The 24,798-nt window shown below is 69.2% G+C and carries 24 protein-coding genes, 1 tRNA gene and 1 pseudogene; 13 read left to right on the forward strand and 13 right to left on the reverse strand.

What is annotated here, in order from left to right:
• Positions 1-103 precede the first annotated feature (103 nt).
• The 3 genes from ACTIGN_RS18495 to ACTIGN_RS18505 are packed head-to-tail and all read right to left on the reverse strand — an operon-like array spanning position 104 to position 2,415.
• Entirely contained in the window at positions 104-1,306 is a 1,203-nt protein-coding gene (locus ACTIGN_RS18495; protein WP_439626489.1) for a DUF2330 domain-containing protein, read from the reverse strand.
• Positions 1,303-1,497 carry a hypothetical protein gene (locus tag ACTIGN_RS18500; protein WP_439626491.1) on the reverse strand — a complete coding sequence of 65 codons (195 nt, stop codon included), beginning with the start codon at positions 1,495-1,497 and terminating at the stop codon, positions 1,303-1,305. The genes ACTIGN_RS18495 and ACTIGN_RS18500 overlap by 4 nt, the downstream gene beginning before the upstream one ends.
• A 3-nt stretch (positions 1,498-1,500) precedes the next feature.
• Positions 1,501-2,415 (reverse strand): alpha/beta hydrolase fold domain-containing protein, encoded by a 915-nt coding sequence (locus ACTIGN_RS18505; protein ID WP_439626493.1) that lies wholly within the window; start codon positions 2,413-2,415, stop codon positions 1,501-1,503.
• 124 nt (positions 2,416-2,539) lie between these two features.
• Here ACTIGN_RS18505 and ACTIGN_RS18510 point away from each other — a divergent pair, with 124 nt between their 5' ends.
• From ACTIGN_RS18510 to ACTIGN_RS18520, 3 genes are all read left to right on the forward strand, one after another.
• Complete coding sequence (locus ACTIGN_RS18510) at positions 2,540-4,108, forward strand: vWA domain-containing protein (RefSeq protein WP_439626495.1); 1,569 nt, start codon at positions 2,540-2,542, stop codon at positions 4,106-4,108.
• Between the two features lie 170 nt (positions 4,109-4,278).
• Positions 4,279-5,049, forward strand: a complete 771-nt coding sequence (gene surE / locus ACTIGN_RS18515) for a 5'/3'-nucleotidase SurE (protein ID WP_439626497.1) — start codon at positions 4,279-4,281, stop codon at positions 5,047-5,049.
• Positions 5,050-5,054: 5 nt separating this feature from the next.
• Positions 5,055-5,450, forward strand: a complete 396-nt coding sequence (locus tag ACTIGN_RS18520) for a hypothetical protein (RefSeq protein WP_439626499.1) — start codon at positions 5,055-5,057, stop codon at positions 5,448-5,450.
• Positions 5,451-5,637: 187 nt separating this feature from the next.
• On the opposite strand, the gene ACTIGN_RS18525 is transcribed toward ACTIGN_RS18520, so the two are convergent.
• Together ACTIGN_RS18525 and hemB are read right to left on the reverse strand one after the other, a co-directional pair.
• The gene (locus tag ACTIGN_RS18525) at positions 5,638-6,972 is read right to left on the reverse strand and encodes an excinuclease ABC subunit UvrC (protein WP_439626501.1); all 1,335 of its coding nucleotides are present in this window, start codon (positions 6,970-6,972) and stop codon (positions 5,638-5,640) included.
• 202 nt (positions 6,973-7,174) lie between these two features.
• Positions 7,175-8,203 (reverse strand): porphobilinogen synthase, encoded by a 1,029-nt coding sequence (hemB, locus tag ACTIGN_RS18530; RefSeq protein WP_439626503.1) that lies wholly within the window; start codon positions 8,201-8,203, stop codon positions 7,175-7,177.
• Positions 8,204-8,335: 132 nt separating this feature from the next.
• Between hemB and ACTIGN_RS18535 the strand changes: the two genes are divergently transcribed.
• A complete protein-coding gene (locus ACTIGN_RS18535) occupies positions 8,336-8,509 on the forward strand; it encodes a type II toxin-antitoxin system HicB family antitoxin (protein WP_439626505.1) in 174 nt (57 codons plus the stop codon).
• A gap of 184 nt (positions 8,510-8,693) precedes the next feature.
• Positions 8,694-10,046, forward strand: coding sequence for a pyridoxal phosphate-dependent aminotransferase (locus tag ACTIGN_RS18540; protein ID WP_439626507.1), 1,353 nt, complete (start codon positions 8,694-8,696; stop codon positions 10,044-10,046).
• Positions 10,047-10,192: 146 nt separating this feature from the next.
• Here the strand turns inward: ACTIGN_RS18540 and ACTIGN_RS18545 are convergent, their stop codons facing one another.
• Entirely contained in the window at positions 10,193-11,506 is a 1,314-nt protein-coding gene (locus ACTIGN_RS18545; RefSeq protein ID WP_439626509.1) for a hypothetical protein, read from the reverse strand.
• A 202-nt stretch (positions 11,507-11,708) separates the two neighbouring features.
• Here ACTIGN_RS18545 and ACTIGN_RS18550 point away from each other — a divergent pair, with 202 nt between their 5' ends.
• A complete protein-coding gene (locus tag ACTIGN_RS18550; RefSeq protein WP_439626511.1) occupies positions 11,709-12,410 on the forward strand; it encodes a hypothetical protein in 702 nt (233 codons plus the stop codon).
• A gap of 62 nt (positions 12,411-12,472) precedes the next feature.
• Here ACTIGN_RS18550 and ACTIGN_RS18555 read toward each other — a convergent pair whose 3' ends face one another.
• Positions 12,473-12,820: a DNA polymerase ligase N-terminal domain-containing protein gene (locus ACTIGN_RS18555; protein ID WP_439626513.1), complete on the reverse strand. Its 348-nt coding sequence runs from the start codon at positions 12,818-12,820 to the stop codon at positions 12,473-12,475.
• A gap of 84 nt (positions 12,821-12,904) precedes the next feature.
• Here ACTIGN_RS18555 and smpB point away from each other — a divergent pair, with 84 nt between their 5' ends.
• The 7 genes from smpB (at position 12,905) to ACTIGN_RS18590 (ending at position 18,812) form a co-directional block, all read left to right on the forward strand.
• Entirely contained in the window at positions 12,905-13,393 is a 489-nt protein-coding gene (gene smpB / locus ACTIGN_RS18560) for an SsrA-binding protein SmpB (RefSeq protein ID WP_439626515.1), read from the forward strand.
• A 126-nt stretch (positions 13,394-13,519) separates the two neighbouring features.
• Positions 13,520-14,533 (forward strand): glycosyltransferase, encoded by a 1,014-nt coding sequence (locus tag ACTIGN_RS18565; RefSeq protein ID WP_439626517.1) that lies wholly within the window; start codon positions 13,520-13,522, stop codon positions 14,531-14,533.
• A gap of 7 nt (positions 14,534-14,540) precedes the next feature.
• The gene (locus ACTIGN_RS18570) at positions 14,541-16,235 is read left to right on the forward strand and encodes a lipopolysaccharide kinase InaA family protein (RefSeq protein ID WP_439626519.1); all 1,695 of its coding nucleotides are present in this window, start codon (positions 14,541-14,543) and stop codon (positions 16,233-16,235) included.
• 111 nt (positions 16,236-16,346) lie between these two features.
• A complete protein-coding gene (locus tag ACTIGN_RS18575; protein WP_439626520.1) occupies positions 16,347-17,264 on the forward strand; it encodes a hypothetical protein in 918 nt (305 codons plus the stop codon).
• 110 nt (positions 17,265-17,374) lie between these two features.
• Positions 17,375-18,013 carry a flavoprotein gene (locus ACTIGN_RS18580; RefSeq protein WP_439626522.1) on the forward strand — a complete coding sequence of 213 codons (639 nt, stop codon included), beginning with the start codon at positions 17,375-17,377 and terminating at the stop codon, positions 18,011-18,013.
• Between the two features lie 135 nt (positions 18,014-18,148).
• Positions 18,149-18,517: a hypothetical protein gene (locus ACTIGN_RS18585; protein WP_439626524.1), complete on the forward strand. Its 369-nt coding sequence runs from the start codon at positions 18,149-18,151 to the stop codon at positions 18,515-18,517.
• Positions 18,518-18,738: 221 nt separating this feature from the next.
• Positions 18,739-18,812 (forward strand) — tRNA-Asp (locus ACTIGN_RS18590).
• A 220-nt stretch (positions 18,813-19,032) separates the two neighbouring features.
• On the opposite strand, the gene ACTIGN_RS18595 is transcribed toward ACTIGN_RS18590, so the two are convergent.
• From ACTIGN_RS18595 to ACTIGN_RS18620, 6 genes and pseudogenes are all read right to left on the reverse strand, one after another.
• Positions 19,033-19,374 (reverse strand): DUF4145 domain-containing protein, encoded by a 342-nt coding sequence (locus ACTIGN_RS18595; protein WP_439626526.1) that lies wholly within the window; start codon positions 19,372-19,374, stop codon positions 19,033-19,035.
• Positions 19,371-21,470: pseudogene (locus tag ACTIGN_RS18600) on the reverse strand (GmrSD restriction endonuclease domain-containing protein). Before ACTIGN_RS18600 ends, ACTIGN_RS18595 begins: the two are co-directional and overlap by 4 nt.
• Position 21,471: 1 nt before the next feature.
• Positions 21,472-22,281 (reverse strand): hypothetical protein, encoded by an 810-nt coding sequence (locus ACTIGN_RS18605; protein WP_439626528.1) that lies wholly within the window; start codon positions 22,279-22,281, stop codon positions 21,472-21,474.
• Complete coding sequence (locus ACTIGN_RS18610; RefSeq protein ID WP_439626530.1) at positions 22,176-23,357, reverse strand: restriction endonuclease subunit S; 1,182 nt, start codon at positions 23,355-23,357, stop codon at positions 22,176-22,178. The genes ACTIGN_RS18605 and ACTIGN_RS18610 overlap by 106 nt, the downstream gene beginning before the upstream one ends.
• Positions 23,358-23,630: 273 nt before the next feature.
• Positions 23,631-24,185 carry a transposase gene (locus ACTIGN_RS18615; protein WP_439626532.1) on the reverse strand — a complete coding sequence of 185 codons (555 nt, stop codon included), beginning with the start codon at positions 24,183-24,185 and terminating at the stop codon, positions 23,631-23,633.
• A 16-nt stretch (positions 24,186-24,201) separates the two neighbouring features.
• Positions 24,202-24,693: a winged helix-turn-helix domain-containing protein gene (locus tag ACTIGN_RS18620; protein ID WP_439626534.1), complete on the reverse strand. Its 492-nt coding sequence runs from the start codon at positions 24,691-24,693 to the stop codon at positions 24,202-24,204.
• Positions 24,694-24,798 lie beyond the last annotated feature (105 nt).

The following is a 24,798-nucleotide window of genomic DNA, read 5'->3' on the forward strand; positions in this document are numbered from 1 at the left end:
CCACGGAGGGCGGCCCCTACCAGACGGTAAGTGTGTGGTTTGTAGGGGCCGCCCTCCGTGGCGGCCCGCGTGAGGCCAATGACTTCGTGCGAGCGAACTCAAGTCAAACCGCTGGCGGGGCAGTTCGGGCCTGTCGCAGCACCCAACGGATGAGTAGCAATCCGCCGAAGAGCATCGCGACAGGAACGCCGACGCACACCGACCAGGATAACCAGTCGTAGCCGTACTCGACGCGAATGTTCGGCCGCCGGGCGACCTCGGACTGGTCCGGGGACGCCTCGAAGTAGACCTCCTCGATCCCGGGCCGCGGCGTCGACCGGTCCTCGAACTCCGTGAGGTACCACGGCCCCGGAGCCGTTTCGGGCGCGAGCTTCGCCTTCCCCAGCAGACCGTTCCACTCCGGGGCGGTGACCGCGTTCGCCCACGCCGTCGTCCCGGGCCATGCGGTCGAACTGCCGATCTTCCCGGCCATCCGCTGCTTGGCCGCGACGTACACCCGCAGCAACCGCCTCACCTCCTGCGCTCGCGCGTCGCGCTGGTCGGCCGGTTCGCGGTACGGAAAGAAGGGCCGGTCGGTCTTGAACGACATCCGCACGGCCGACGCCTTGAGGGCGGTCCCCCGCGGCGCCGGGGCGTCGCCCCGGCCGGTCCCCTGAGCCGGTCCCCCCGCCACACCGGCCGGCCGCTCACCGGCGATCTTGAACGCGGTGATGGTCCACTTGTCGCGAGCGTACTGCGCGATCCACGCGGCCAGTTCCGGCCGGACCGCGTACTGGTTTCGGGTCAACCAGCCCAGAAGTTCGAACGCCGACTCCTCGGGCTTCTGCCCGGCACCGTCGCGGAAGCCGAGCACCGCGGCGTCGAGGTCGCCCACGCGCTTCTGCTCCAGAACCACGAACCCGGCGGGCACCGCGGTGTCGCGGTCGGCCCCCCCGGGTGCCGCGCTGCCGCCGCCACAGCCCAAGAAGGAGAACGGCCCGACCGACTCGTGACGGACCTCGGTCTTCGGCTCGGTGATCTTGGCCAAATCGGTGAAGAGTGCCGGGTCCGCGACTTCCAGTTGCGGGCGGCTCGGCGTGGGGACGAGGAACCCGAAGTCGTAGCCGGTGCCGACGAACGTCGCCTGGCGGATGAAGTGCTCGGTCCTCGCTGCCTCGTCCCAGACGATCAGTGCGGTTTCGTCGGCGACGTCCACCCAATCGCCGTGGCGGTACGCACCGCCGCACCCCTGAACTTCGCCCGGCGTCACGGCGACGCACGCGGCGAGCAACCCGGCCGCAAGTACCGCAACAAGCTCGCGCGTCATTGTGACGACCTCACGTGTTCGATGCGGCTCTCGACCGGCACCACGGTCGGCTCGTCGTCGTGGTCGCCGCGGTGGCACCCGTGGGCGAAGACCGGGAGCACGCACAGCGCCACCGCCCCCAGGACGCACGCCGGGGACGGGCACCGCACCGACTTGCCGATCCCGGACCCCCGACTCCTGATCCCGCACACCCGTCATTTCTTCCCCTTCAGGTGCGTGTCGAGGAACTTGAACGACGCGGCGGCGGCCTTCGCGTACTCGCGGTCGCTCCAGTTCCCGTGCCCGCCGAACGGCACCGTCTGCATCTCGACCGGCACGCCCGCGTCGGTCAGCGCCTTGAGCAGCGCCTCGGAGTGCTTGATCGGCACGATCAGGTCGATGGTCCCGTGGAAGATCAGCGTCGGCGGCGCGGCCTTGGTGACGTAGGTGAGCGGCGACGCTTTCTTGTAGACCGCGCCGTCGGTCTTCACCTCCTTGCCGAACACCGGGACGATGTACCCGTCCACGACACCGGGACTGTTGGCGTACAGGCTCAGGTCGGTCGGGCCGAAGAAGTCGACGACGCACTGCACCTGGCCGCTCTGGTCGAGGTTCTCGCCCACGTCGAACCCGGCCGACTTGTCGCACAGCCCGCACAGGAGCGACAGGTGCCCGCCGGCCGAGAACCCGACGGCCCCGAACTTGTCCAGGTCGATCTTGTAGTCCTTGGCGTGCGCCCGCAGGAACCGCACGGCGCTCCGCGAGTCCTCGATCATCCCGGGGAACTTGGTCTTCGGGGCGAGGCGGTAGCTGATCGCGGCGGCGACGTACCCCTGCTCCGCGGCCTGCTCGATCCAGCTCGGGGTCTTCTTGCCGTCGCGCTCGCGGCCGACGGAGAACTCGCCGCGGCTCCCGCCCTGCCACGCGCCGCCGTGGATCATCACGAGGCACGGGAACGGCCCCGGCCCCGGGGGCACCGCGACGTCGAGGTACAGCTTCTCGTCGCCGACCTTGGCGTAGGCGACGGTGCGGGTCACCTTCACGCCGGCCTCGGGCTCGGCGGCCCGCAGGGCGGTCGGAACGAGGCAGGCGAACGCGAGGGCGAGCAGGACGCGGGCGGGTGCGGTCATCGGGTCCTCCTGGCGAACGGTACGGGCCATTGTAAGCGCCGCACCCGGGAATAAAGTCGCACGCCGCGGCTCATCTTTCCAGAACAAGTCGCTGCCGATCCCACACTCAAGTCCCGAGGCCGGTATGTCACGTTTCGTGGCCTGCGTCCCCGTTTTCGGTTTCATCCTGCTCACGACCGGGTGCGGCTGCGGCGAACGCGGGGCCGCGCACCGCGGGGCGGCGGCCCCGAAGGGCGGCGCGCCGGCGGAACCCAGCGGCCCGGACTTCGACCACGCCAACGCCGAGGCCTACGGCACCATCGTCGAGAACCCGTTCCGGTCGCCCGCGGTCGCGCCGCTCTCGACGTTCTCGGCCGACGTGAACACCGCGTCGTACTCGAACGTGCGGCGGTTCCTCACCCAGGGCGCGCTCCCGCCGCGGGACGCCGTGTTCCTCGCCGACCTCGTGAACTACTTCCCGTACCGCTACCCCGAGCCGGCCGGTGACGACCCGGTGTCACTGACGCTCGACCTCGCCCCGTGCCCGTGGCGGCCGGCCCACAAGCTCGCCCGCATCGGCGTGAAGGCCCGCTCGCTCGCCGCCCGCGAACTCCCGCCCCGCAACCTCGTGTTCCTCATCGACACGTCCGGCTCGATGGACGGCGAGACCCGCCTGCCGCTCGTGAAGAAGTCGATCGAGCTGCTCGTCGAGCGGCTCACGGCGAGCGACCGCGTCAGCATCGTCACCTACGCCGGCGACGCGGGGCTGAGGCTCCCGCCCACGCCCGGCAACCTGCACGCCCGCATCCTCGGCGCGGTGCGGTCGCTCCAGGCCGGCGGCGGCACGAACGGCTCGGGCGGCATCCAGCTCGCCTACGAGACGGCCCGCCGCGGCTTCATCGAGGGCGGCGCGAACCGCATCATCCTCTGCACCGACGGCGACTTCAACCTGGGCCAGACGAGCGAGAGCGAGCTGGTGCAGTTGGTCGAGAGGGAGCGGGCGAGCCGCGTGTTCCTCACCGTGCTCGGGTACGGCATGGGCAACTTGAAGAACGGCAACCTGGAGAAGCTCGCGACCCACGGGAACGGGCAGTACGCCTACATCGACGGCATCGACGAGGCCCGCAAGGTGTTCGTCGAGGAGGGCGGCGCGCTCGTGTGCGTGGCGAAGGACGTGAAGTTCCAGGTCGAGTTCAACCCGGCGAGGGTCGCCGCCTACCGGCTGCTCGGGTACGAGAACCGCATTCTGAGGGCCGAGGACTTCAAGGACGACGCGAGGGACGCCGGCGACGTCGGCAGCGGGCACACGGTCACGGCGCTGTACGAGATCGTCCCCGTCGGCGTGAAGCTCGACCTGCCGGGCGTTGACCCGCTGAAGTACCAGACACCGGCGCAGCCCGCGGCCGCCTCGACGGAGTGGCTCACGGTGAAGGTGCGGTACAAGGAGCCCGACGGGGACGCGAGCAAGGAGCTGGCGAAGGTGCTGGCCGCGGAGGCTGAGAAGGCAATGGGCGAGGACTTCGCGTTCGCGGCCGCGGTCGCCGAGTTCGGGCTGGTGCTCCGCGACTCACCGTACAAGGGCCGGGCCAGCCTCGCGGACGTGCTCGACCGGGCCAGCGCCGGGTTCCGGCACGACCCGAACGGCCACCGCACCGAGTTCCTCGACCTGGTGCGGGTCGCCAACGGGCTGAAGGAGCGGGCGGCCCGCGAGTAGCACGCAACCGGGCAGGCACTCGTGCAGTCTAGTCTGGTGGGGCAGGCATTCTTGCCTGCCTCCAACCGCGCCCGGAGGCAGGCAAGAATGCCTGCCCCACCCGTCAGAATGAATACCGGACACCGTCGCCGCCTTTCCGTTGAATAACACCTTCTCAACGGAGTGGCGCCATGCGGATCCTGCTCACGAACGACGACGGCATCTACGCCCCCGGGCTGCGGGCGCTGCGGCACGAACTCCAGAAGCTCGGGACGGTCACGGTCGTCGCCCCGGCGACCGAGCAGAGCGCCGCGGGGCACTCGGTCACGCTGCTGAACCCGCTACTCGTCAGCGAGGTGTACGAGGACGACGGCAAGGCGCTCATCGGCTGGGCCGTCGAGGGCCGCCCGGCCGACTGCGTGAAGCTCGCGCTCCTGGAACTGCTCCCCGAGAAGCCGGACGTGATCGTGAGCGGGATGAACGCGGGGAGCAACGCGGGCATCAACGTGCTGTACTCGGGGACCGTGGCGGCGGCGATCGAGGGCGCGTTCTACCGGCACACCGCCATCGCCGTGTCGCTGGAGTACGACAAGAAGATCTACGACTTCCCGACCGCCGCCGGGTACGCGCGGCGGGTGGTCGAGCAGATCCTCGCGACCAACCCGGCCGCCGGGAGCCTGTTCAACGTGAACATCCCGGTGCTGGAGCGCGGCCCGATCAAGGGCGTGAAGGTGCTGCCGCAGAACGTGTCGCCGTACACGGAGAAGTTCGACCGCCGGGTGAACCCGCGGGGCCGCACGTACTTCTGGGCCGGGCCGGACTTCCTGTGCCCCGACCCGCGGCCCGGCACCGACGTGGAAGCGCTCGCCGACAGCTACATCACCGTGACCCCGCTCAAGTTCGACTTGACCGACCACGCCCGCCTCGCCGAGATGCAGAAGCAGGAGTGGGAACTGGGGTGACGCTCATGACCGCCGCCCGCACCGTGCTCCGCTGCCTGCGTCCGTGGCGCTACGCATCCGGGCTGCTCTTCGGGTTCCTGTTCGGGGTGGCGTGGTTCGTCTCGCTGAGCGCGGCAATGGGACCGCCCGACTTGTCGCGTGCGATCGGTGGCGCGGTCTGTTTTGCGGTGCCCTGGATGCTGTTCTGGGGGCTCTCGGGGTTGGTGTGCGAGGTGTTCCCGAATTACTGGGGCACGATCGCGACCACCCTCGCCGTGGTGTGCGGGCACGTCTGGGCGCTGACGGAAGGCTCGCTCGGCGGCTGGCAGTTCATCGCAATTCCGTTCTCAATCGCCGTGGCGCTGCTCCCGTGCCACTGGCTCCTGGTGCTGATCGCTGCACTTCGCGGCCGGATCGAATAACCCCTTGTAGCCCCGGAGGGGGCGACCGATGGTAGCCAGGGGTGCGGCCCGCGTGCGGGCAAACCCCTGGTCCCCGGCGCGACGCGGATCGCCCCGGACCAGGGGTTCCCGCTCGATGACTCGCTCCACCCCTGGCTACCGTCGGTCGCCCCTCCGGGGCTGAACACCCCGGCGCACCGGGCCTGCCTCACTCCCCCGTCATGCGCTTGCGGCGGAGCATGTGGTGGTAGTGCTGGGCGAAGCGGTGCGACTCGTCGCGGACGTACTGGAGCAGCCGCAGCGCCGCCGAGTGGCGGCTCAACTTGATCGACTCCGACTCGCCGGGGCGGAAGATTTCCTCCTCCTGCTTCGCCAGCGAGATCAGGCACGGCGGCTCGATGCCCAGGCTCTTGAACGCGTCGACCGCCGCGTTGAGCTGCCCCTTCCCGCCGTCGATCAGCAGGATGTCCGGGAACACCTCGTCTTCTTCGTTCAAGCGGCGGAACCGGCGCGTCACGACCTCGCGCATGCTCGCGAAGTCGTCCACCCCCTCCACCGACTTGATCTTGAACCGCCGGTAGCCGGGCTTGAACGGGAGCCCGTCGAGGAACGTCACCAGCGACGCGACCGTGTCCTGCCCCTGGATGTGGGCGATGTCCATGCCCTCGATCGTCCGCGGCGTCTTCGCGAGCCCGAGCACCTTGCGGAGCCCGTGCAGCCCCTTCTTCGGGTCGATCGGGAACACCTCGGGCTGCAGGTCGGTCTTCGCGTCGCCCCGCAGGTCGAGGTTGCGCAGCGCGCCGACCTCGTCGCGGATGCGCTTGGCCTTTTCGAAGTTGAGCGCCTCACTCGCAACGACCATCTCGCGCTCCATGCGGCGGATCAGCTTGTCCTTCTTCCCCTCCAGGATGAACACGAGCTTCTTCACCTGCATCCGGTACTCGTCGCGGGTGACGCGGAAGTTGCACGGGGCGGTGCAGCGGCGGATGCTGTGGAGCAGGCACGGGCGGAACCACTTCCACTTCGTCTCCGACGACTTGATGTCGAGCTTGCACGTGCGGAACTGGAACAACCGCTGGAGCACGTCCATCGCCATGCGGAGTTGCCGCGTGTTCGTGAACGGGCCGTACAGCCGCACGCCCTTCTGCTTCGGCTTCCGGGTGATCTCGACCCGCGGGAACTCCTCGCGGGTGCGGATTTGCAGGTACGGGAAGGTCTTGTCGTCCTTCAGGTCCTTGTTGAACTTGGGCCGCAGGTCCTTGATCATCCGCGCTTCGGTGAACATCGCGGCGATCGGGTCGGCGGTCTCGATGAAGTCGATGTCGCGGATGAACCCGATCCAGTCGCGGATGCGGGGGTCGCTCGCGGCCTCCTTCGAGAAGTACGACCCGGCCCGGCTCCGGAGGCTCTTGGCCTTGCCGACGTAGATGACGTTCCCGCCCGCGTCCTTCATGAGGTACACGCCGGGGCCACTTGGGAACGTGCGGACCTTTACCGAGGGGTCGTTGGGATCGGCGGCGACGGGAACGGGTTCATCGGCCATGACGTGCGGCTCCGCGGGTGCAACCATTCTACGCGGCGGCCGAATACTCGACAGATGAACACACAACACGAAGCAGATTGGCCGCACAAAAGCACAGAAGTCACAAAGAAGAGAGGAGACCCGTTTCACGGGTCTCCTCCGCTCGTCTGCTGTCTTCTTTTGTGACTTCTGTGCTTTTGTGCGGCCAAGCCGTCTTCTGCCTTCACCCGCTCTTGAGCCACCGCGCCACGTCGCGGGCGTGGTACGTCAGGATCATGTCGGAGCCGGCGCGGCGGATGCTCGTGAGGATTTCGAGGGTCACCCTGCGCTCGTCGATCCACCCCTTCGCGGCGGCCGCCTTCACCATCGCGAACTCGCCGCTCACGTTGTACGCCGCCACCGGCACCTCGAACCGCTCCTTCACCCGGCGTATGATGTCGAGGTACGACAGCGCCGGCTTCACCATGATCATGTCGGCCCCCTCGGCGATGTCGAGCGCGACCTCCTTCATCGCCTCGTCGCTGTTCGCCGGGTCCATCTGATAGGTGTTGCGGTCGCCGAACTGCGGGGGCGACTCGGCCGCGTCGCGGAACGGGCCGTAGAACCCCGAGGCGTACTTCGCCGCGTAGCTGAGGATCGGGACGTTCGTGAACCCGGCCGCGTCGAGCCCGCGGCGGATCGCGCCGACCATGCCGTCCATCATCCCGCTCGGCGCGATCACGTCGGCCCCGGCCCTCGCGTGGCTCACGCACTGCTCGGCGAGGATTTCGAGCGTCGCGTCGTTGTCCACGTCCTGCCGGCCGCCGTGGTCGTGGAGGATGCCGCAGTGGCCGTGGTCGGTGTACTCGCAGAAGCACTCGTCCGGGATGAGCAGCACGCTGGTGCCGAACGCCTTGCGGGTCGCGCGCAGGGCCTGTTGCACGATGCCGGTGTCGAGCAGCGCGCTCGACCCGGTGGCGTCCTTGAACTCGGGGATGCCGAAGAACATGAACGCCGTGACGCCGAGGTCGCGGGCCGCCCCGACCTCCTCGACGAGCGTGTCGACGCTGAGTTGGTAGTTCCCCGGCATCGACCCGATCTCCTGCCGCACGCCCGTCCCCGGCCGCACGAACAGCGGAAGGATGAGGTCGCGCGTCGAGAGTTCGGTCTCGCGGACGAGGTCGCGGACGAGCGGGTTGTACCGCAGCCGCCGCGGCCGGACCGTGGGGAAGCCCGGGGGGGTCTGGCGGGTGTCGTGGTGCGTGTGGCTCATGGCGGGATTATACTGGCACAAGACCCCAGGGTTTGCACCCTGGGCTACGGACTGTCGTCCCTCCGGGACTGCAACCATAATCCCCCGACGGGGCGGCAGCGCGGACACTGGGGCGCTGCGGGAGGTTATCGCATGTCTGCTGCGTACACGGCGGTCATCCGTAAGGATGGCGACTGGTGGATCGGTTGGGTTCAGGAGGTGTCCGGGGTGAACTCGCAGGGAGCGACGTGCGAGGAGTTATTGGACAACCTTCGCGAAGCACTCGGAGAGGCCATCGAGATGAACCGCGAGGATGCTGCCGGATAGCGTAGGCGACCGGGCGAACCCTGAGCGCCAGCGAGGGGGTGCGCCTCACCCCCTCGCTGGCGCTCAGGATTCGCCAAACTCGGCGGTCGCATCGCCCCGCTTTCGCGCTGGGCTTTACACGCCCGGTCGCGGTCGGTCACAATGCCGGCCCTCGTCCTCGACACAACCGGCAAGGAGGCCGACCGTGGGGCTACCCTTCTGGCTCACGAAACTGCTCGTCCGCACGGGCGTCGCGCGGTTCACGCCGCGGGCCAAGCGGCTCACCGACGGCGGCACCGCCTTCCTCCGGCACTACTCCGACCGCGTCCTCGCCGCGCCCGTTGAAGAGTTCCTCGACCCGGGGTTCGTCCCGGGCGCCGACGGGCCGGACGTCATCGACCTGAACCCCGCCGCGCCGCGGTCCGAGTCGGGCGTCAGCCTTGGGCGGTTCACGGCGGACCGCTACGGTAACCCGCCCCCAAACGGCATTGCCGAGCTGCGCGAAGCCATCGCGGCACGCGCCGCTCGGTTCGGCGGCCGCGCGCTCGACCCCGAAACCGAGGTGCTCGTCACGCACGGGGCCACCGGCGCGCTCGCCGCGGCGCTCGATGCGTTCGTGAATCCAGGCGACCGCGTCGTCATGTTCGACCCGTCGGCGGCGCTGTTCCACCTCGGGGCGAAGTCGCGGCACGCGACGGTGCGGTGGGTGCCGACGTGGGCCGAGGACGGCCGGTGCCGCTACCCCGCGGCGGCGTTCGAGAAGGCGATGCGCGGCGCGAAGGTGCTGCTGCTGTCGGCCCCGACCAACCCGACCGGCGCGAGCATCGCGGACGAAGACCTCGACCACCTCGCCTGGATCGCCGCAGCGTACAACGTGCTGGTTCTGGCCGACGAATCGTTCGCACGCTTCCAGTTCGGCACCGCGAGCAAGACGTTCGGCAAGCTCGCCGGGGCGGAGAAGCGCATCCTCACGGTCGGCTCCGTGACGCAGGAGTTTGGCCTGGGCGCGCTCCGCGTCGGCTGGCTCACCGGCCCGCGGCACCTCGTTCGCGCGTGCGGGCTGATGCAGAACCTGAACGCGCCGTTCGTGCCCGCGGTGTGCCAGCACGCCGCCGCACGCGCGCTGTGCGAACCCGATACCGAGTTCCGCACCTCGCTCGACCGCCTGAAGCAGAAGTGCGATTACGCCTTCGACCGGCTGCGGGCGATGGGCCTCGAACCGGACCGGCCCGCCGGCGGACTGTTCCTGTGGGTGCCGGTCGCGGGGCTCGGTATGGACGGCCGCACCTTCGCCGAGCGGCTGTTCCGCGAGCAGCGGGTGCAGGTCGGCCACGGGTACGCCTTCGGGCCGTCGGGCGTCGGGCACGTCCGCATCGGCTTCGCGGCCGACGACGGGCGGCTCCGCGAAGGGCTCACGCGAACGGCCGCGTTCCTCGACCGCGTCCGCGGGACGCCGTCGGGCGCGACGGTGATCGGCCCGGAGGTGGTGGAAGCGCCGGTTGCCGGAGAAGTGGTCGCACCCGCACCCGAACCGCGGCCCGTGTTCAGTCGCGTGTAAGGAAGAACGAAGAGGGATTGGCCGCAAAAAAGCACAGAAGTCACAAAAAAGAGAAGCGACCCGTGCAACGGGTCGCTTCTGCTTATCTGCTGTCTTCTTTTGTGACTTTTGTGCTTTTTTGCGGCCAATCCCTCTTCGTTCCCCGCTCAGCGCCCGCCCATGCTCGTGCCGAGCGCCGCATGGACCTCGGCCGAGGCCCGCACGATGATCGACATGCTCGGGAAGTGGAACGTCACCGACGCCGGGCCGCCGTTCTCCTTCCAGCTCAGCGGGTCGACCGACGTGCGGATCGACTTCATGATCGCGTCCACGTTCGCCATCGTCTGCTGGAAGTCGACGAGCGGCCCCCACGTCAGGCTCCCGGCGAACGGGCCGACCCCCTGCACCACGTCGCCCAGGTAGTACACCCGGGTGACGAGCATGTTCTTCGCCTTCTCGACGTCCACGACCTGGATCACCTGGTCTTTGACGACGAACGTGAGCCCCTGCGACGCGAGGATCTGCCGCAGCACCGTGCGGGACGCCACGCCGTTCGCCTGCAGGCTCACCGGCTTCCGCAGGTCGATGCCCAGGTCGTCCACCGACTTCTTGTCGATGAACAGCTTCTGGTCGAGCTTCGTGGAAAGCTCCTGGAGCGCCTCGTCGAGCGGGCGGTTGTTCCAGTCGAACTGGACCGGCTTGTTCAGCGACTCGATGATCTTCTTCTCGGCGTCGGTCAGCTCGATGGTCTTGAGCCGGCGGGCGGTCTTCTCCTTCCAGTCCTTCGGGAACTCGACGTCGCCGAGCGCCGGGAGCGACGACTTCATCACGTCGTTCATCGCCAGCGTGATCCGCGACTGCTGGAGCTGCGCGAAGTCGGCCGAGTCCTTCACCCGGTCGCCGAACCCGTTCTGCGTTTGAAGGCTGATGACCGCGGGGTTGTTCGGGTAGAGGCGCGTGAGCGCGGCGACCTCGCGGTCGGCCTCCTTGGTCTGCCCCGACCGCTTGTACTCGGCGACGCGGTCGATCCCCTCCTTCACCGCCCTGACCTCGCGGACGTAGCCGTCGAACGCGGCCGACTTGTCGTTCTTGACGCCGACCGCGACCGGGTCGTTCTTGACCTCGGGCTGCGCAACGGCCCGCCCCTCGATGGCGGCGACCTTGCGGTTCAGGAGGTCCGTGAGGGTGCGGCGGGTCGCGTCGCTCAGCGCCGGGGACAGGTCGATGACGTTGACCTGTGCGGCCTTGAGGAGTTGCGCGGCCCGGACGCGGTTCGTCTTCGCGAGCCGGTCCGCGTCGGCGACGGCGTTGAGGACGTCCGACTCGGCCTTCTGGTCGGCGATCTTCTGGCGGGCGACGGCCTCGGCGAGCGGGTCGAGCGGCGGGCGGCGGGGCGGCTGCGCGTCGGCGGCGGCGGCGAACATGCCCGCCCCGAGGAGGGCGGCGGCCAGCGGCCGGGAGGCGGGACGCGAACGGTTCATGGCCGGATTCCTTCGCCGGGGGCGGACGCGGTCTCTCACATGATAACGTACCCGCCCCGCGAACCGTTTGCCACGTCTTCCGCCGGGTTGGGACCGCCGCCGGCCCGCCGAACCGGCGCAACCGGTGCCGCCCGATTCGCGTTGACCGCGCCGCCGGCCCCGGCTATTCCCCCCGGTCAACCGTCACCCCCGGAGCCGCCGCATGTTCCGCCGCCGACCGATGCTCGTGGCCGTCGGCATTGTCGGCCTGATCGCCGCCGGCGTGGTCGGCGGGCTGGCCGCGCTGCTCAAGTGCGAGCCGCCGTTCTACACTCACGCCGCGTGCCCCGGCGACTTCGACACCCGCGAGAAGGCGTCGCACGTCCTCACCCGCATTCAGGACCTGAAGACCGACGTGCGGACGAAGGCCGAGTGGGGCGAGACGTTCACCGCCGAGGAGTTGAACTGCTTCTTCGCCGAGACGATGGCGGCCACCGGCAGCCTCGCGTCGCTGTTGCCCGAGGGGTGCCACGACCCGCGGGTGGCGATCGAGGGCGACCGGCTCAAGATCGGGTTCCGGTACGGCACCGGACTGTTCGCCACCATCGTGTGGATCGAACTCCGGGCGTGGCTGGTCGCGAACGAGCCGAACGTGATGGCCGTTGAGGTGTGCGACCTCCGGGCCGGGCGGTTGACGGTCGGCACGCAGACGGTCCTCGACGGCATCGCCGAGGCGGCCCGCGGGTCGAACATCGACGTGACGTGGTACCGCCACAACGGGAACCCGGTCGGCCTGTTCCGGTTCTTCCCGGACCAGCCGCTGCCGGCGTCGAACGTGCTGACCCTGGAGGTCCGCGACGGGAAGGTGGTCGTCGCCGGCCGAACCCGCACCGACCTGCCGCTGCCATCCGCCATCGGGCCGTGACGCTTAGGGCGAGCCGGGAGCGTAAGCGACCGGAGTCTTGTGCTTCGCGTTGCTCCGGTCGCTTACGCTCCCGGCTCGCCGTGAAACACGAAGCCGTTCGCGCTCGCGGCGACGATCCAGCGGCCGGTGAGCCGCGCGCCGCGGAGTTCGACTTCGACGCGGTCCGGCGTGTCCGCGAGCCAGTCGAACGTGCCGGCGTCCCAGCGGGTCACGGTGCCGCGGCCGCCGGTTACCGGGCCTTCGTAGTCGAGGTAATGGAGCCGGTGGTCGGCGTTCGGCTCGGCCGGCACCGCACGGCCCGCGGCCGGCTCGGCGAGCAATCGCCACGCGCGCAGCACCGGGCCGGCTTCCAGGAGCAGGTCCCAGTGCGGGGTCGGCCAGTCGTGGGCGAGGATGACGAACCGGGGCATGGCGTGTGCTGGTGGACTGGTCTACGAATCGGGCCGCCGTGCTGGTAAGATACGCGGGCTCGGTTGGCCCACCCGGATTGCATCATGGCGAAGAAGGACAAAAAGGAAGCGGCCGACGGCACGGTGAACATCTGCCGGAACCGCCGCGCCACGCACGACTACGAGATCCTCGACCAGATCGAGTGCGGCATCGTGCTCGTCGGGACCGAGGTGAAGAGCCTCCGCGCCGGGTTCGGGAACCTCGACGACGCCTACGCCCGCGTAGACGGCGGCGAGGCGTGGCTGATCGGGGCCGAGATCCCCGAGTACGAGTTCGGGAACCGGCTCAACCACAAGCCGAAGCGCGAGCGGAAGCTGCTGATGCACCGCCGCGAGATCGAGCGGTTCGCCGGGAAGGCCAGCGAGAAGGGGCTCACGCTCGTGCCGCTGCGGATGTACTTCCGCGAGGGGCGGGCCAAGCTCGAACTCGCGGTCGGCAAGGGCAAGCAGGTCCACGACAAGCGCGAGGCGCTCAAGGACGCCGACGCGAAGCGGCAGATCGCCCGCGAGATGGCGACCCGCCGGCGCAGGTGAGGAGTGGGCAGTGGAGAGTGGGCAGTGGGGAGACGAGCGCCTCCTGGCGCGCCCCTCTGCATCCGACTTAACTGCCCACTGACCGCTACACACTGTCCACTGTCCCCGGGCCATGGAGGGCTTGCGGTGCGGGTTGTCGCGCTGGTCGAATCCGCCGAACACGTCTGCTGCCGGTACCGGGTGATCGCGTTCCGCGACGCGCTCGCCGCGTTCGGCCACACGCTCGACGTCCGCGCCCTGCCCCGCACCACGTTCGGCCGCCTCGGCATCGGCCGCGAGTTGAACGCCGACGCCGTCGTCCTCCAGCGCAAGCTCCTCCCGACGTGGGCGATCGCCCTGCTCCGCCGCCGCGTCCCCCGCCTCATCTTCGACTTCGACGACGCCGTCTGGTTGCGGGACTCCTACGCGCACCAGGGGTTCGCCGACCCGAAGCGGCTGCGGCGGTTCCGGGCGACCGTGGCCGCGTGCGACCTCGTCGTCGCCGGCAACGAGTACCTCGCCGCCGCGGCCCGCGAGCACACCGCCCCCGAGCGGGTCGTGGTGATCCCGACGTGCGTGGAGCCGCAGCACTACCCCGTCGCGACGCACATGCAGACCGGCGCGGTGCGGCTCGTGTGGGTCGGGTCGCGGAGCACCCTCCGCGGGCTGCAACAGTTCGCCCCCACGCTCTCGGCGATCGGGCGTTCCGTGCCCGGCGTACGGCTGAAGGTCGTGTGCGACCAGTTCCCGACGATCCCGGACCTGCCGGTCGACGCGGTAGAGTGGACGCATGAGACCGAGGCCGCCGAGATCGCGGCCGCCGACATCGGCATCGGCTGGGTGCCCGACGACCCGTGGAGCGCCGGCAAGTGCGGGCTGAAGGTGCTCCAGTACCAGGCCGCGGGGCTCCCCGTCGTCGCCAACCCGGTCGGCGTGCAGGCCGAAATGGTCCGCTCCCACGAGACCGGGTTCCTTGCCGTCACCACCGACGACTGGGTCGCGGCCGTCTCGGCGCTAGCCGCCGATGCCGGCTTGCGGCACCGGCTCGGGGCGGCCGGGCGGCGGCAGGTGACCGACCGGTACAGCGTCGCCGCCGGGGGCCGCGGGTGGTTCGCCGCCCTGCACCGGCTCCGCGTCGGCCCCGTGCGAAAGTCAGGGTGACCCGCCCATGCTCGCCGACCTGTTCCACAAGCTCGCGACGCTGACCCGCCCGACCGGCCTGCCGGTGGTGCGGGCCGGCCGGCACGTCTGGCGGGTCGCGCCGGCGGGGGCCGCGGTGTTCGGCCGCGACGGGCCGCAACTGGACCGGTGGGTCGCCGACGGCCTCGCGGTCGTGGTGAAGGCGAACCCGGCCCGCACCGTGTACCGCGTCGAGCTGCCGGCCGCCACCGTGTTCGTGAAGCACTGCCGGATCACCGGGCCGCGGGCGTGGGCCCGGGAGTGGATCCGCGCGCCGAAGGCGCGGCTCGAGTTCGACAACGCGACCACGCTGCGGATGCGCGGGGTGCCGGCCATCGAGCCGCTCGCGTGGGGGGCCAACGACACCCGGTGGCCGGGGGAGAGCTACCTCATCACCCGCGGCGTCGCGGCCGTGCCGTTCCTCGACTTCCTCGAAACCGAGTTCGCCGCGCTGCCGCCCGCCCAGCAGCGGGCCACGGGCCAGCAGCTCACGGTCGCGCTGGCCGAGTTCTTCGCCCGGCTCCACGACGCGGGGATCGCGCACCCGGACCCGCACCCCGGGAACCTGCTCCTCGAAATGCCGGCGTGCCGCGTCCCGCGGCTCACGCTCCTCGACCTGCACGCGGTGCGGCTCGGGCCGCCGCTGTCGTGGCCCAGGAGCCTCGCGAACCTGGCGCTGTTCAACCGGTTCTTCCAGCTCCGCGCCACCCGGCCGGAGCGGGCGCGGTTCTGGCACCACTACCGCCGCACCCGGGCGTCGCTCCCGCTCCCGTCGCACCTGGTGCTCCGGGACCAGGCCCGCGAGCTGGAGGCCGAGACGCACGCCTCGAACCTGCACCTGTGGGCCAAGCGCGAGGGCCGGTGGCTCGGCTCGAACCGCACCCTGCGGCGGGTGAAGCGCGGCGACGTCCGCGGGCTCGCGGTCCGCGACGTGCCCGACTACGCGCTGCGGTCGCTGCTGGAGAACCCGGACGCGGTGTTCGCCCAGCCCGGCACGCGCGTCCTCAAGGACAGCAAGACGTCGACCGTCGCGGCGTTCGAGCTGCCCTCGCCCGCGGGGCCGGTCCCGGTCGTCCTGAAGCGGGTCAACGTGCGGACGTGGGCCGAGCCGTTCAAGAACTTCTTCCGCCGGTCGGCGGTGGTGCGGTCGTGGGTGAACGGGCACACGCTCCGCGACCGGGGCCTGCCGACGCCGCGGCCGCTCGCCGCGTTCCACCGCTACCGCCGCGGGCTCCCGACCGAGGGCTACCTGCTCACCGAGATGGTCCCCGACGCGGTGCCGCTGGACGCGGCCGCGGCCCCGGGGACCGTTCCCCGCGACGCGCTCGCGGCCCTGGCCCGCACGCTCCGGGCGATGCACGACCGCGGGGTGTCGCACCGCGACCTGAAGGCGTCGAACGTCCTGCTGGCCCGCGGCCGCGACCCGGTGCTGATCGACCTGGTGGGGGTGCGGACCGTCGCGGCGATCGGCGTGGCCCGCCGCGCGAAGGAGCTGGCCCGGCTGAGCGCGAGCTTCCTGGGCGCGCCGGCGGTCACGCGGGCCGAGCGGCTGCGGTTCCTGCTCGCCTACCTCGGGGCCGGCCCCGCGTTCCAGGTGGGCTGGAAAAGCTGGTGGGAGCTGGTATCCCGGGCGACGGCCGACAAGGTGGCGCGGAACCGCCGCGCCGGCCGGGCGCTCGGGTAACGGTCGCACGACCGGTATTCCCGGCACAATTGTGAAGACCCGCGCGCCCGGCAGCCGAATTAGAACCGGTACGCCTGGCGTCAGGCGGCCTTCCGGCCCCGGGGCAACCGCATGCCGTACTCCCCGCAGCGAACCCGTGCCGCGGTCACCGCGCTGAGCCTCGCGGCCGGGCTGCTGTGCTGCCCCGTCGGGTGCGAGACGATCCACCCGGACCGCCCCGCCGAGCCCGTGGCCCGGTCGGCCGAGCCGGCCCCGCCGCCCGGCCCCGCCGCCCCGACGCTCCCGGGCAAGCACGCCACCCGCCGCGGGTGCTGCGTGTTCTACTACGACTTCGACCTCGACACCGCCGACCCGCTCTTCGCCGAGCCCGAGACCCTCCCGGACCAGGTGTACGGCGAGCTCCGGCTGCCGCCCGGCAACGCCGTGGTGCAGGTGTTCCTGTTCGACACGCAGGAGCGGTACGAGCGGTACATGTTCGACCCGAAGGTCGGGCGGTACAAGGCGCAGCCGGCCCGGCGGGCGTACTTCTTCGCCGAGCCGCGGGTGGGCGGCGGCGAGGAGCTGAAGATCTTCACCTGGGTCGGCGACCACCTGCGGACCGACCTGCGGCACGAGCTGACGCACGCGCTGCTCAACGGGGTGCTGAAGAACGTGCCGCTGTGGCTCGACGAGGGGCTCGCGGGGTACTTCGAACTGCCGCCGGGGAACGCGGGGGTGAACCCGCAGCACCTGGACGCGCTCCGCCGCACCCCGTTCGAGCCGAACCTGGCGCGGCTGGAGAAGTTCGACCAGGTGAAGCAGATGGAGAAGCCCGAGTACCGCGAGGCGTGGGCGTGGGTCCACTACATGCTGAAGAGCGACCCGGCGGCCCGCAAGGCGCTGCTCGACTACCTCCAGGCGCTCCGCACGAACCCGAACCCCGGCCCGCTCCTGCCGCGGCTCCGGGAGGCCGCCGCGAGCCCGGACCAGACGCTCGCGGCGCACCTCGCGGGCATCGAGTTCCCGCCGGCGAAGCCGCAACCGAGATAGACGCGGACCCCGGTGGGCGTTCTAGTTTCGAGTTTGAAGTTGTGGGCGCACCGCACGGGGCGTTCGACGTGAAACTTTAAACTCGGAACCCGGAACCGGTATCTGAAGGCATGGCAAACATCCTCCTCGGGGCGACCGGGAGCGTCGCGGCGGTCCGCGTCCCGGCGCTGGTCCAGGCGCTCGCCGCCGCCGGCCACAAAGTGAAGGTCGTCGCCACCGACGCGGCCCTGTACTTCTTCGACCCGGCCCCGCTCGGCCCGGACCTGGTCCGCGACGCCGACGAGTGGCCCGGCCGCGACGCGGGCGGCCGGTACGCGCGCGGCGACGCGGTGCTCCACATCGAGTTGCGGAAGTGGGCCGACGCACTCGTGGTCGCGCCGCTCGACGCGAACACGCTGGCGAAGCTGGCCGTCGGCCTGTGCGACAACTGCCTGACGTGCGTGTGGCGGGCGTGGGACCTGGCGAAGCCGGTGGTCCTGGCCCCGGCGATGAACACGCTCATGTGGCAGCACCCGTTCACCCGCCGGCACCTCCGGTCGGTCGCCGCCGACATGGGGGCCGGGCACATCCCGGGGCACCTCGAAGACCTTCCCCTCATCGCGCAGATCAACGACCGCAGCAAGACGCTCCGCATCGTCCCGCCGGTCACAAAGGCGCTGGCGTGCGGGGACGTCGGGGCCGGCGCGCTGGCCGAGGTGGGCGCCATCGCCGCCGCGGTGGGCGAGGTGCTGGCCCGACCGGCGGCGTAGGCCCGCGGGTGTGCGGCATTTGGACACGGCCCCTATTTCCTTCGCCGCGGCGGCTCCGTACGATCACACAGCGACCCGCGGCAGGGTGCCGGCACGCGGCTGGTGCGCCCCCGCGGGACACTCGGAGGAATCGAGATGAAGTCCGTTTGCACCGCGGTCCTGGGCGTCGTTCTCGTGGCGTTCGCCGGCACCGCCCGGGCGGAAGACGATAACGCGAAGAAGCTGATCGGCGTGTGGGTGGTGGAGAAGGCGGGCGGCGACCTGCCGGCCGGCAGCACGGTGGAGTTCACGAAGGACGGGAAGCTCGCGGCCGTCGTGAAGGCGGACGGCAAGGAGATCAAGTTCGAGGGGACGTACAAGCTCGAGAAGGACAAGATCAACGTCGAGCTGAAGGTCGAGAGCGAGACGGTGAAGGAGACGGTCACGATCAAGAAGCTGACCGACGACGTCCTGGAGCTGGAAGACAAGGACAAGAAGCTGGACGTGTTCAAGAAGAAGAAGTGACCGCCGTGGTCCTGCGGGGCGGCTCGGACCGCCCCGCGGCACCACCCGCCCGACACGCACCCCGTTCCGGTACGCTCGGGACAAACTTTCGCTCGGTTTGTTGCGCCGGCTGGACTTGCCACTCCCGCGTGCCGCAGTAGAATTTGCTACGGAAGTGGCCCACAAACCGCATCGTCGCAACTTTCGACATGGGTCTGTTGGCAAACAACCAAATGATTGTTGGGGACGTAGCTCAATTGGTTAGAGTACCGGACTGTCGATCCGGTGGTTGCGGGTTCGAGTCCCGTCGTCCTCGCTAACAGAAGCCCTGCAAACGTAACAGTTTGCAGGGCTTCTTCGTTTTCCGGCTGTTCCCGACAGCATCCTGTTTGCCCTCCTGTTTGCCTCAACTTCCCTGCGGTCGAAGCACGCCCACGACCGAAGACTCGATTTTTCAGGCCACCCTGCGGCGTCTGCACGCTTGAGGCGGCGGGGTCCGCGCGTCCACGGCTGGCGTGACACGCCGGACCCCAAACTCAGGAGAGTTCCCGCACGGCCGTCTGTGCGTCGTATTGTAGAACCGCCCGGTGGCTGTGGACGGCGTTGTTCCCGAGCCGCGTGACGAACCGGGCCTTGTTGAACACCGCGTCCCCGGCGGCGGCCTTGAAGCTCGGCTCGTGGACAAGCGCGCTGAGGTTGTCCTGGTACGGCAGGTGCAGCGTCGAGTCGTGCTTGTACAGCCAGTGGACGAGCAGTTCCAGGGCCCGCCGCGCGTAGAAGCACGCGGTCCGCGGGTCCGGGTGGACGGCCGACTCGGCGCGTGTGGCCGCCTCGTGGACGTCGGGCCATTCGGCCCTCAGGTACGAAAAGTGGCTCATGACTCCCCGTTCCCCATCTGCCGCTCGAAGGACTGCCGCACCAGCCCCAGGGCGTAGGGCAGTTCGGCGAGGGACGCGAGGCTGACCTCGACGTCCCCGTTGCCCCAGCGGCCCAGGCCGCTCACGTCCTTGCACAGGCCCCTGGGGTCGGTGACGTCGGCGAACGGCATGTTCAGCGAGAGGCGGAGCCGCTTCGCCTGCGGCACGACGTCGACGAAGTTCGTCTCCGCCTTGTACGCGACGTAGAGCTTCAGGAACTCCTCGGCCACGCACGGGTCGAGGGCCCGCACCTCCTTGCGGAACGCCTCGAACACTTCGCGCATGGAGCCCGAAACCAGGTTCAGGTGGTCGTCGATGGTGTACCCGGCGGAAGCGGTCGCCCTGGGGCGGTAGGCCGCCAGCACGTCGGCGGGGACCTGGGGCAGGCTCCACGCCTGGAGCGCCAGGTCGGCGAGGCGCGCCGCCCGCGCCTTGATCGCCGCCTCGTCCCACCGGTCGAGGGACCCGAGCCCCGCGTTGAGCTTGAGCGGGCTCTCCTTGAATCCGCCCGCCATGTCGCGCTTCTCTGAGAACGGCCGGTCGCTGTACTCGGAGTTGTACCCGGTCAGCGTCAAGTTCCCGAGCGTGTGCAGCCACGTCTGCTGGACCCGCTCCCACTCCGGTCCCAGCGCCGCCCGCCACGCGGCCGACAGGTTCGGGTTCTGGGGCAGGACGTGTTCGATGGTGTACTCGTCGACCGGGACCCGCTCCTTGCGGCCGTGGTTTTCGAGGCGGCGGAGCCAGAACGTCCGGCGCGTGCCGAAGTTGTACAGGTCCCGCGTCTGGATGTCGCGCCGGAACTCCTCGTCCGTGGGGAACCGGCGGTACGAGGGCAGGTTCAGGAGGTGGGCCTGGATACTCTCCAGGTACCGGTCCTTCTTCAGCACCTTCGTGAACGAGGAGAACGTCTTGTTCATCGAGTTCGTGGGGATGGCGCAGACCGCCCGCCGGAACACGTACGCCTCGACGAGCCGCACGGCGGCGACGAAGTCCCCCTTGGGCAGCACCCCGTCCTCGTAGTCCTCGTAGAGTTCGAGCAAGAAGGGGTAGGCGACGTCGACCTTCAGCTCCCGCAGGTCGTGGAAGGCGAGTTTGAGGTCGGCGTCGGGCTCGGCCCCGAGCGACATGGCGCAGAAGTACCGGGCGTGGTTGCGGATGTCCCTGACGAGGGCCTCCACGCCGGCCGCGGCCGCCCGCGGCGCGCGGGCGTGCGCCTTGAACGCGTCGTACACCGCGCTCAGGTTGGGGATCTCGCCCGTCCTCAGGGTGAGGTAGTGGCGCATGAAGGCGTCGAAGTGCGTGCCGTACGCCTCCTGCCCGAACCCCACCTCCATCGGCCGTCAGTACTGCTCGTACAGGCGCGTCTGGGTGTCCGGTTCGAGCCCCATCAGGATGAAGTTGCGGATCAGGTCGGCCTGACTGAGCTCGCGGCCCGTCGAGTTCATGCTCTCGAAAATGAGCTGGGGGTTGTCCTGGTCGCGGGTCAGGGCGATGTCCACCACCACGAGCTTCGCCAGGCCGAGGCACACGGCTTCGAGGTCCCCCTTGCGGGCGGCGATCGCGTCCTCGAAGAACCGGAAGTTCTGCGTCACCCGGAGCGAGGGGCCGGGCGGCAGCTCGGTCCCGCCGACGATCGCCGTCAGGGACGCCTTGTCGGTCTGCGACAGGAGCAGCTTGTGGCGGCGCTCCCCCTTCTCCAGCGGGTTGAGCAGGAAGTAGCCCCGGAGCTTCTCGGCGGAGAAGTCGGCGACCGGCTCGGCGTCCCCCAGGGCCTTCGCCAGGGCCGCGATCAGGAGCGTGACGGTGGTCAGCCGCTGCTGGCCGTCGATGACCAGGAGCGGCGACTGGTGCGTGACCTGCAAGAGCCCGCTCTCGATGTACACGATGGAGCCGATGAAGTGGACCTTGACGGCCGGGTCGGCCCCGGTCCGCACCACGTCGGCCCATAGCTGCCCGCACTCCTTGTCGGTCCACGAGTAGGTGCGCTGGTAGATCGGGATCACGAACTGCGGGGACTTCTTGAGGAAGTCGAGCAGCTTGGCTTCGGTCGCCTTCATGTCAAGCTCCGCGGTACACGAGGTCGGCGTCGAGCAGGTCGGTGAGGTACGGGGTGAAGCCCGTCAGCAGGACCGAGATCGCGATCAGGTCCCGCAGCTCGATCACCCGCAGGGCGCTCGACGGCGCCCCGCCGTGCCGAATGCCGGGGTAGTCCGAGGCGAACCCGTACAGGCTCTTCAGCGCCCTTTTGATGTCCGTGTGCGGCCACGTCCCCACCTGGTCGCAGATCTTGCCGAGCGTGTCCCCGGTCACGCCCTTGCACACGGCACCGAACGCCTCCAGCAGGTTCATCTGCCGCTGAATGCAGGTCTTTATCCGTACCTCGGTCCAGTCGTCCCGCAGGTCGCGAATGCCGTCCTCGAAGGCGTGCATCAGGCTCGCGAGGTGGGCGTCGAGACCCGCGGCGACCCGGAGCTCACGGAACAGGTTGGTGAACACACCCGCAAGTGTTGGGCACAAGCAGCACGGCCGACGGAGGTCGTAGCGGAGGCTGTACTTTTCAACAAACGCGGCCAGGACGTTGAAGTAACGGTTCGCCACTGCCTCGTCACCAAGGTCGTCGAACACGTCGTGGGCCGATTCGAGAAACTTGACCACGGCCCGCTCGCCGAGCAGTTCCGCCGCAGCGACGCTCTCGAACGCCTCGCGGCTCCGGGCCTGGTCTTCGATGGTGTCCGCAAGCTCTTCCGCCGACGGCTTGACCTTCAGTGCCGCAACCAACTCTCGGTACAACTCGCCGAACAATTCTGGCGGTGCCGCCTCATCCTCGGCGAGGATCGACCAGATCTTGCGGATGGTTTCGGACCACACTGCGAGGAACTCCCCGCGCATGGTTGGAGTTCCCCCCGGAATGCCCGGTGTTGCAGTGAAGCAAACAACGCGTCCAGTTGAACCAGCGACGCCCGATGCGCCGATCTCAGTTGTTCCACCGCCGTCACACGCCGGGCGAACTCTTGCTGCCGCAGAAGGGGTGGGCAGGGAATCAAAAATTCTCTCAGTTCCTTCAAATTCACTGTTGGTTGTGCTGCCCCTCTTGCCCACCGGTCAGCTTGCCGTTTGACGAGTGGCAACTGCATCAACGCCGCCAAGAATTGAGGATGAATCCGGGTTCGGTCTGGTTTCACATGGGCAATGTGGCGTTGGAATGCGAACTTTGTGAAACCGCCAACACCCGCCGCATGGCCGTAAGTCGCTCCAACTGTGGTGTAAAGGATATCGCCCTCCTCCACTGGACACCGTTGGTAGAGCCGTTGGTAATCCGCGTCGGAAATGAATATGTCTGTTTCAAAACTGATTCGCCCGTTCCTCACATTCGTCACGAAGAGGAAGGGCACTCCAGATTCAAGAAACTGAGGCGTCAGGTGCGTGCCGTCAGTTATTCTGGTGGAGACGTCAGCAAGGCGAACAAGTTGAGATTCGGAGCGAATGGCCGATGTCGTCTCAAACATATCTGTGAAGATTGCTTGCGTGAGAGTATCGAGTTTGGCGAGGGCATCGCGGCGTTTGGCCCGCAACGATTCTGCCCGGTCCAGCACGTCCGCGATCCGCCGTTGCTCCGGCAGTGGGGGAAGCGGAATCTGCATTGTGCGGAGTTTCGTCCCACTGACTTTGGGCATACTCCCAGAGGAACCTGCCGCCATACGCGTGAAGAAAGTGCGGCCAGCAAGGCTATTGATGTAACGCCACACGAATCTTGTAGTCGCTGACTCCTTGAGCCGCATCCTCATCATCAAATCGGGGTAAACGAATGTGTTGAGAGGCCCATCATACACTGCGGCAGTTCCAACAAGTTCGATCGTGTTTGATCGCTGCACCAGCAGATCGCCGGTCTTCAGCCAAAGGTATGATCCCGCTGGAATCGTCTCCTGAAGGCGTTTTGTTGTCACTTCGTTAAGAACACAGTTTCCGCTTGTTGTCGCTGACAAGCGTAACGTAGGCGAGCCGGTGGCATCTGGACTGGTCGGACCCGAGTAACCATTAGATGTTCTTCACGATAAGCTCGGTGCCGGTGCGCACCCGCCGCGTGGCGGGTAGGCGGTTCGGTTCAGGCGTCGAGCATCCGGTTCACCAGTCCGGCGATGGCCCTCACCCGCACCGCGTGGCCCTCCCGCCGATGCCGGTTCACGTGACTCATACCAAGTCCGGTTGATCGGTAACCGTCAGGCGGCGACGGCCCAGTGGAACCCGACCGCCCCGCCGACCACGTCGGGGTGGTCGGCCAGCCACTGGCACCGGGCCGTCAGCACCTCGGTCAACGCCGGCAGGGTGTCGAACACCCGGTTGGCCAGACCCTCCCGGACCAGCGGCCACAGGTGCTCGGCCGGTTGCAACTCCGGGGTACAACTCGGCTGCCGGTGCAGGACCACGTTCGGCGGGACGACCAGCTTCTTCGCCGTGTGACCGCCCGACCCGTCCACGACCACCACCAGCACCTTCCGCCCGTCCGGGTCCGCCCACCCGGCGAAGTCGGCCAGCGCCTCCCCCATGCATTGGGCGTTCGCCTTCGGTCGGACCGAGAACCGGCTCCGCCCGGTCCCCGGGTGGGCGAACCCGTACACGAACAGGGACTCGAACTTGTGCCGCCCGTTGCTCGTCGGCCGGGTGCCCCGGAGCGCCCACACCCGCCGGGCGACCGGCTTGAGGCCGAGCCGGGCCTCGTCCTCGCACCACAACTCGACCTCCTTGTCCGGGTTTTCCCGCCGCAACTCGGCCATCCGCTCGCGGAGCCGGTCAAAGCCACCTCCGCTGCTCGTCGGGGGCCGCCGCCTTCGGGTGCCGGGGGCGGGGCACCACGAGCCGGAACCCGAGGTCCTTGAGCCACTGCCACCCGGTCTGGGCCCACACCTCGACCCCGAACCGGTCCCTCACGAACGCGGCCACCTTCGGCCCGCTCCACAGCCCGCCGTCGGGCGGGTCGGCCTGGAGGGCGGCGAACAACTCGGCCTGCCGGTCCGGGGACAGGACCGGGTCGGCCCCATTGCCCTTGCGGCCGTCGGGGAGGGCGTCGGGGCCGCGGGCGTTGTACCGCTTGAGGATCGCCCGCCCCCACGCCGGGGTGTACCCGACGACCTTCGCGGCCGCGGTGGCCGAGACCGGGCGGTCGGGCCGGGTGACCAGCCAGAGGACGTGCCACCGGGACTTCTCGGCCGCGTCCGGGCAGGTGCGATAGCGGCGGTCGATCTCCGCCGGTGTCAGGTAGTCGGCAACGGGTAGTCGCGTCATGGTGAACCCTCCCACCGTTGGAGAGGGTTACGCATCAGCCGGATTCGGTATCACCGCCGCGAACCGCCTCAACCGGCCGATCCCGTGCTCCACGATGATCCGGCG

Origin of the sequence: Gemmata sp. (assembly GCF_051859125.1) — a bacterium.
Taxonomy (GTDB): Bacteria; Planctomycetota; Planctomycetia; order Gemmatales; family Gemmataceae; genus Gemmata.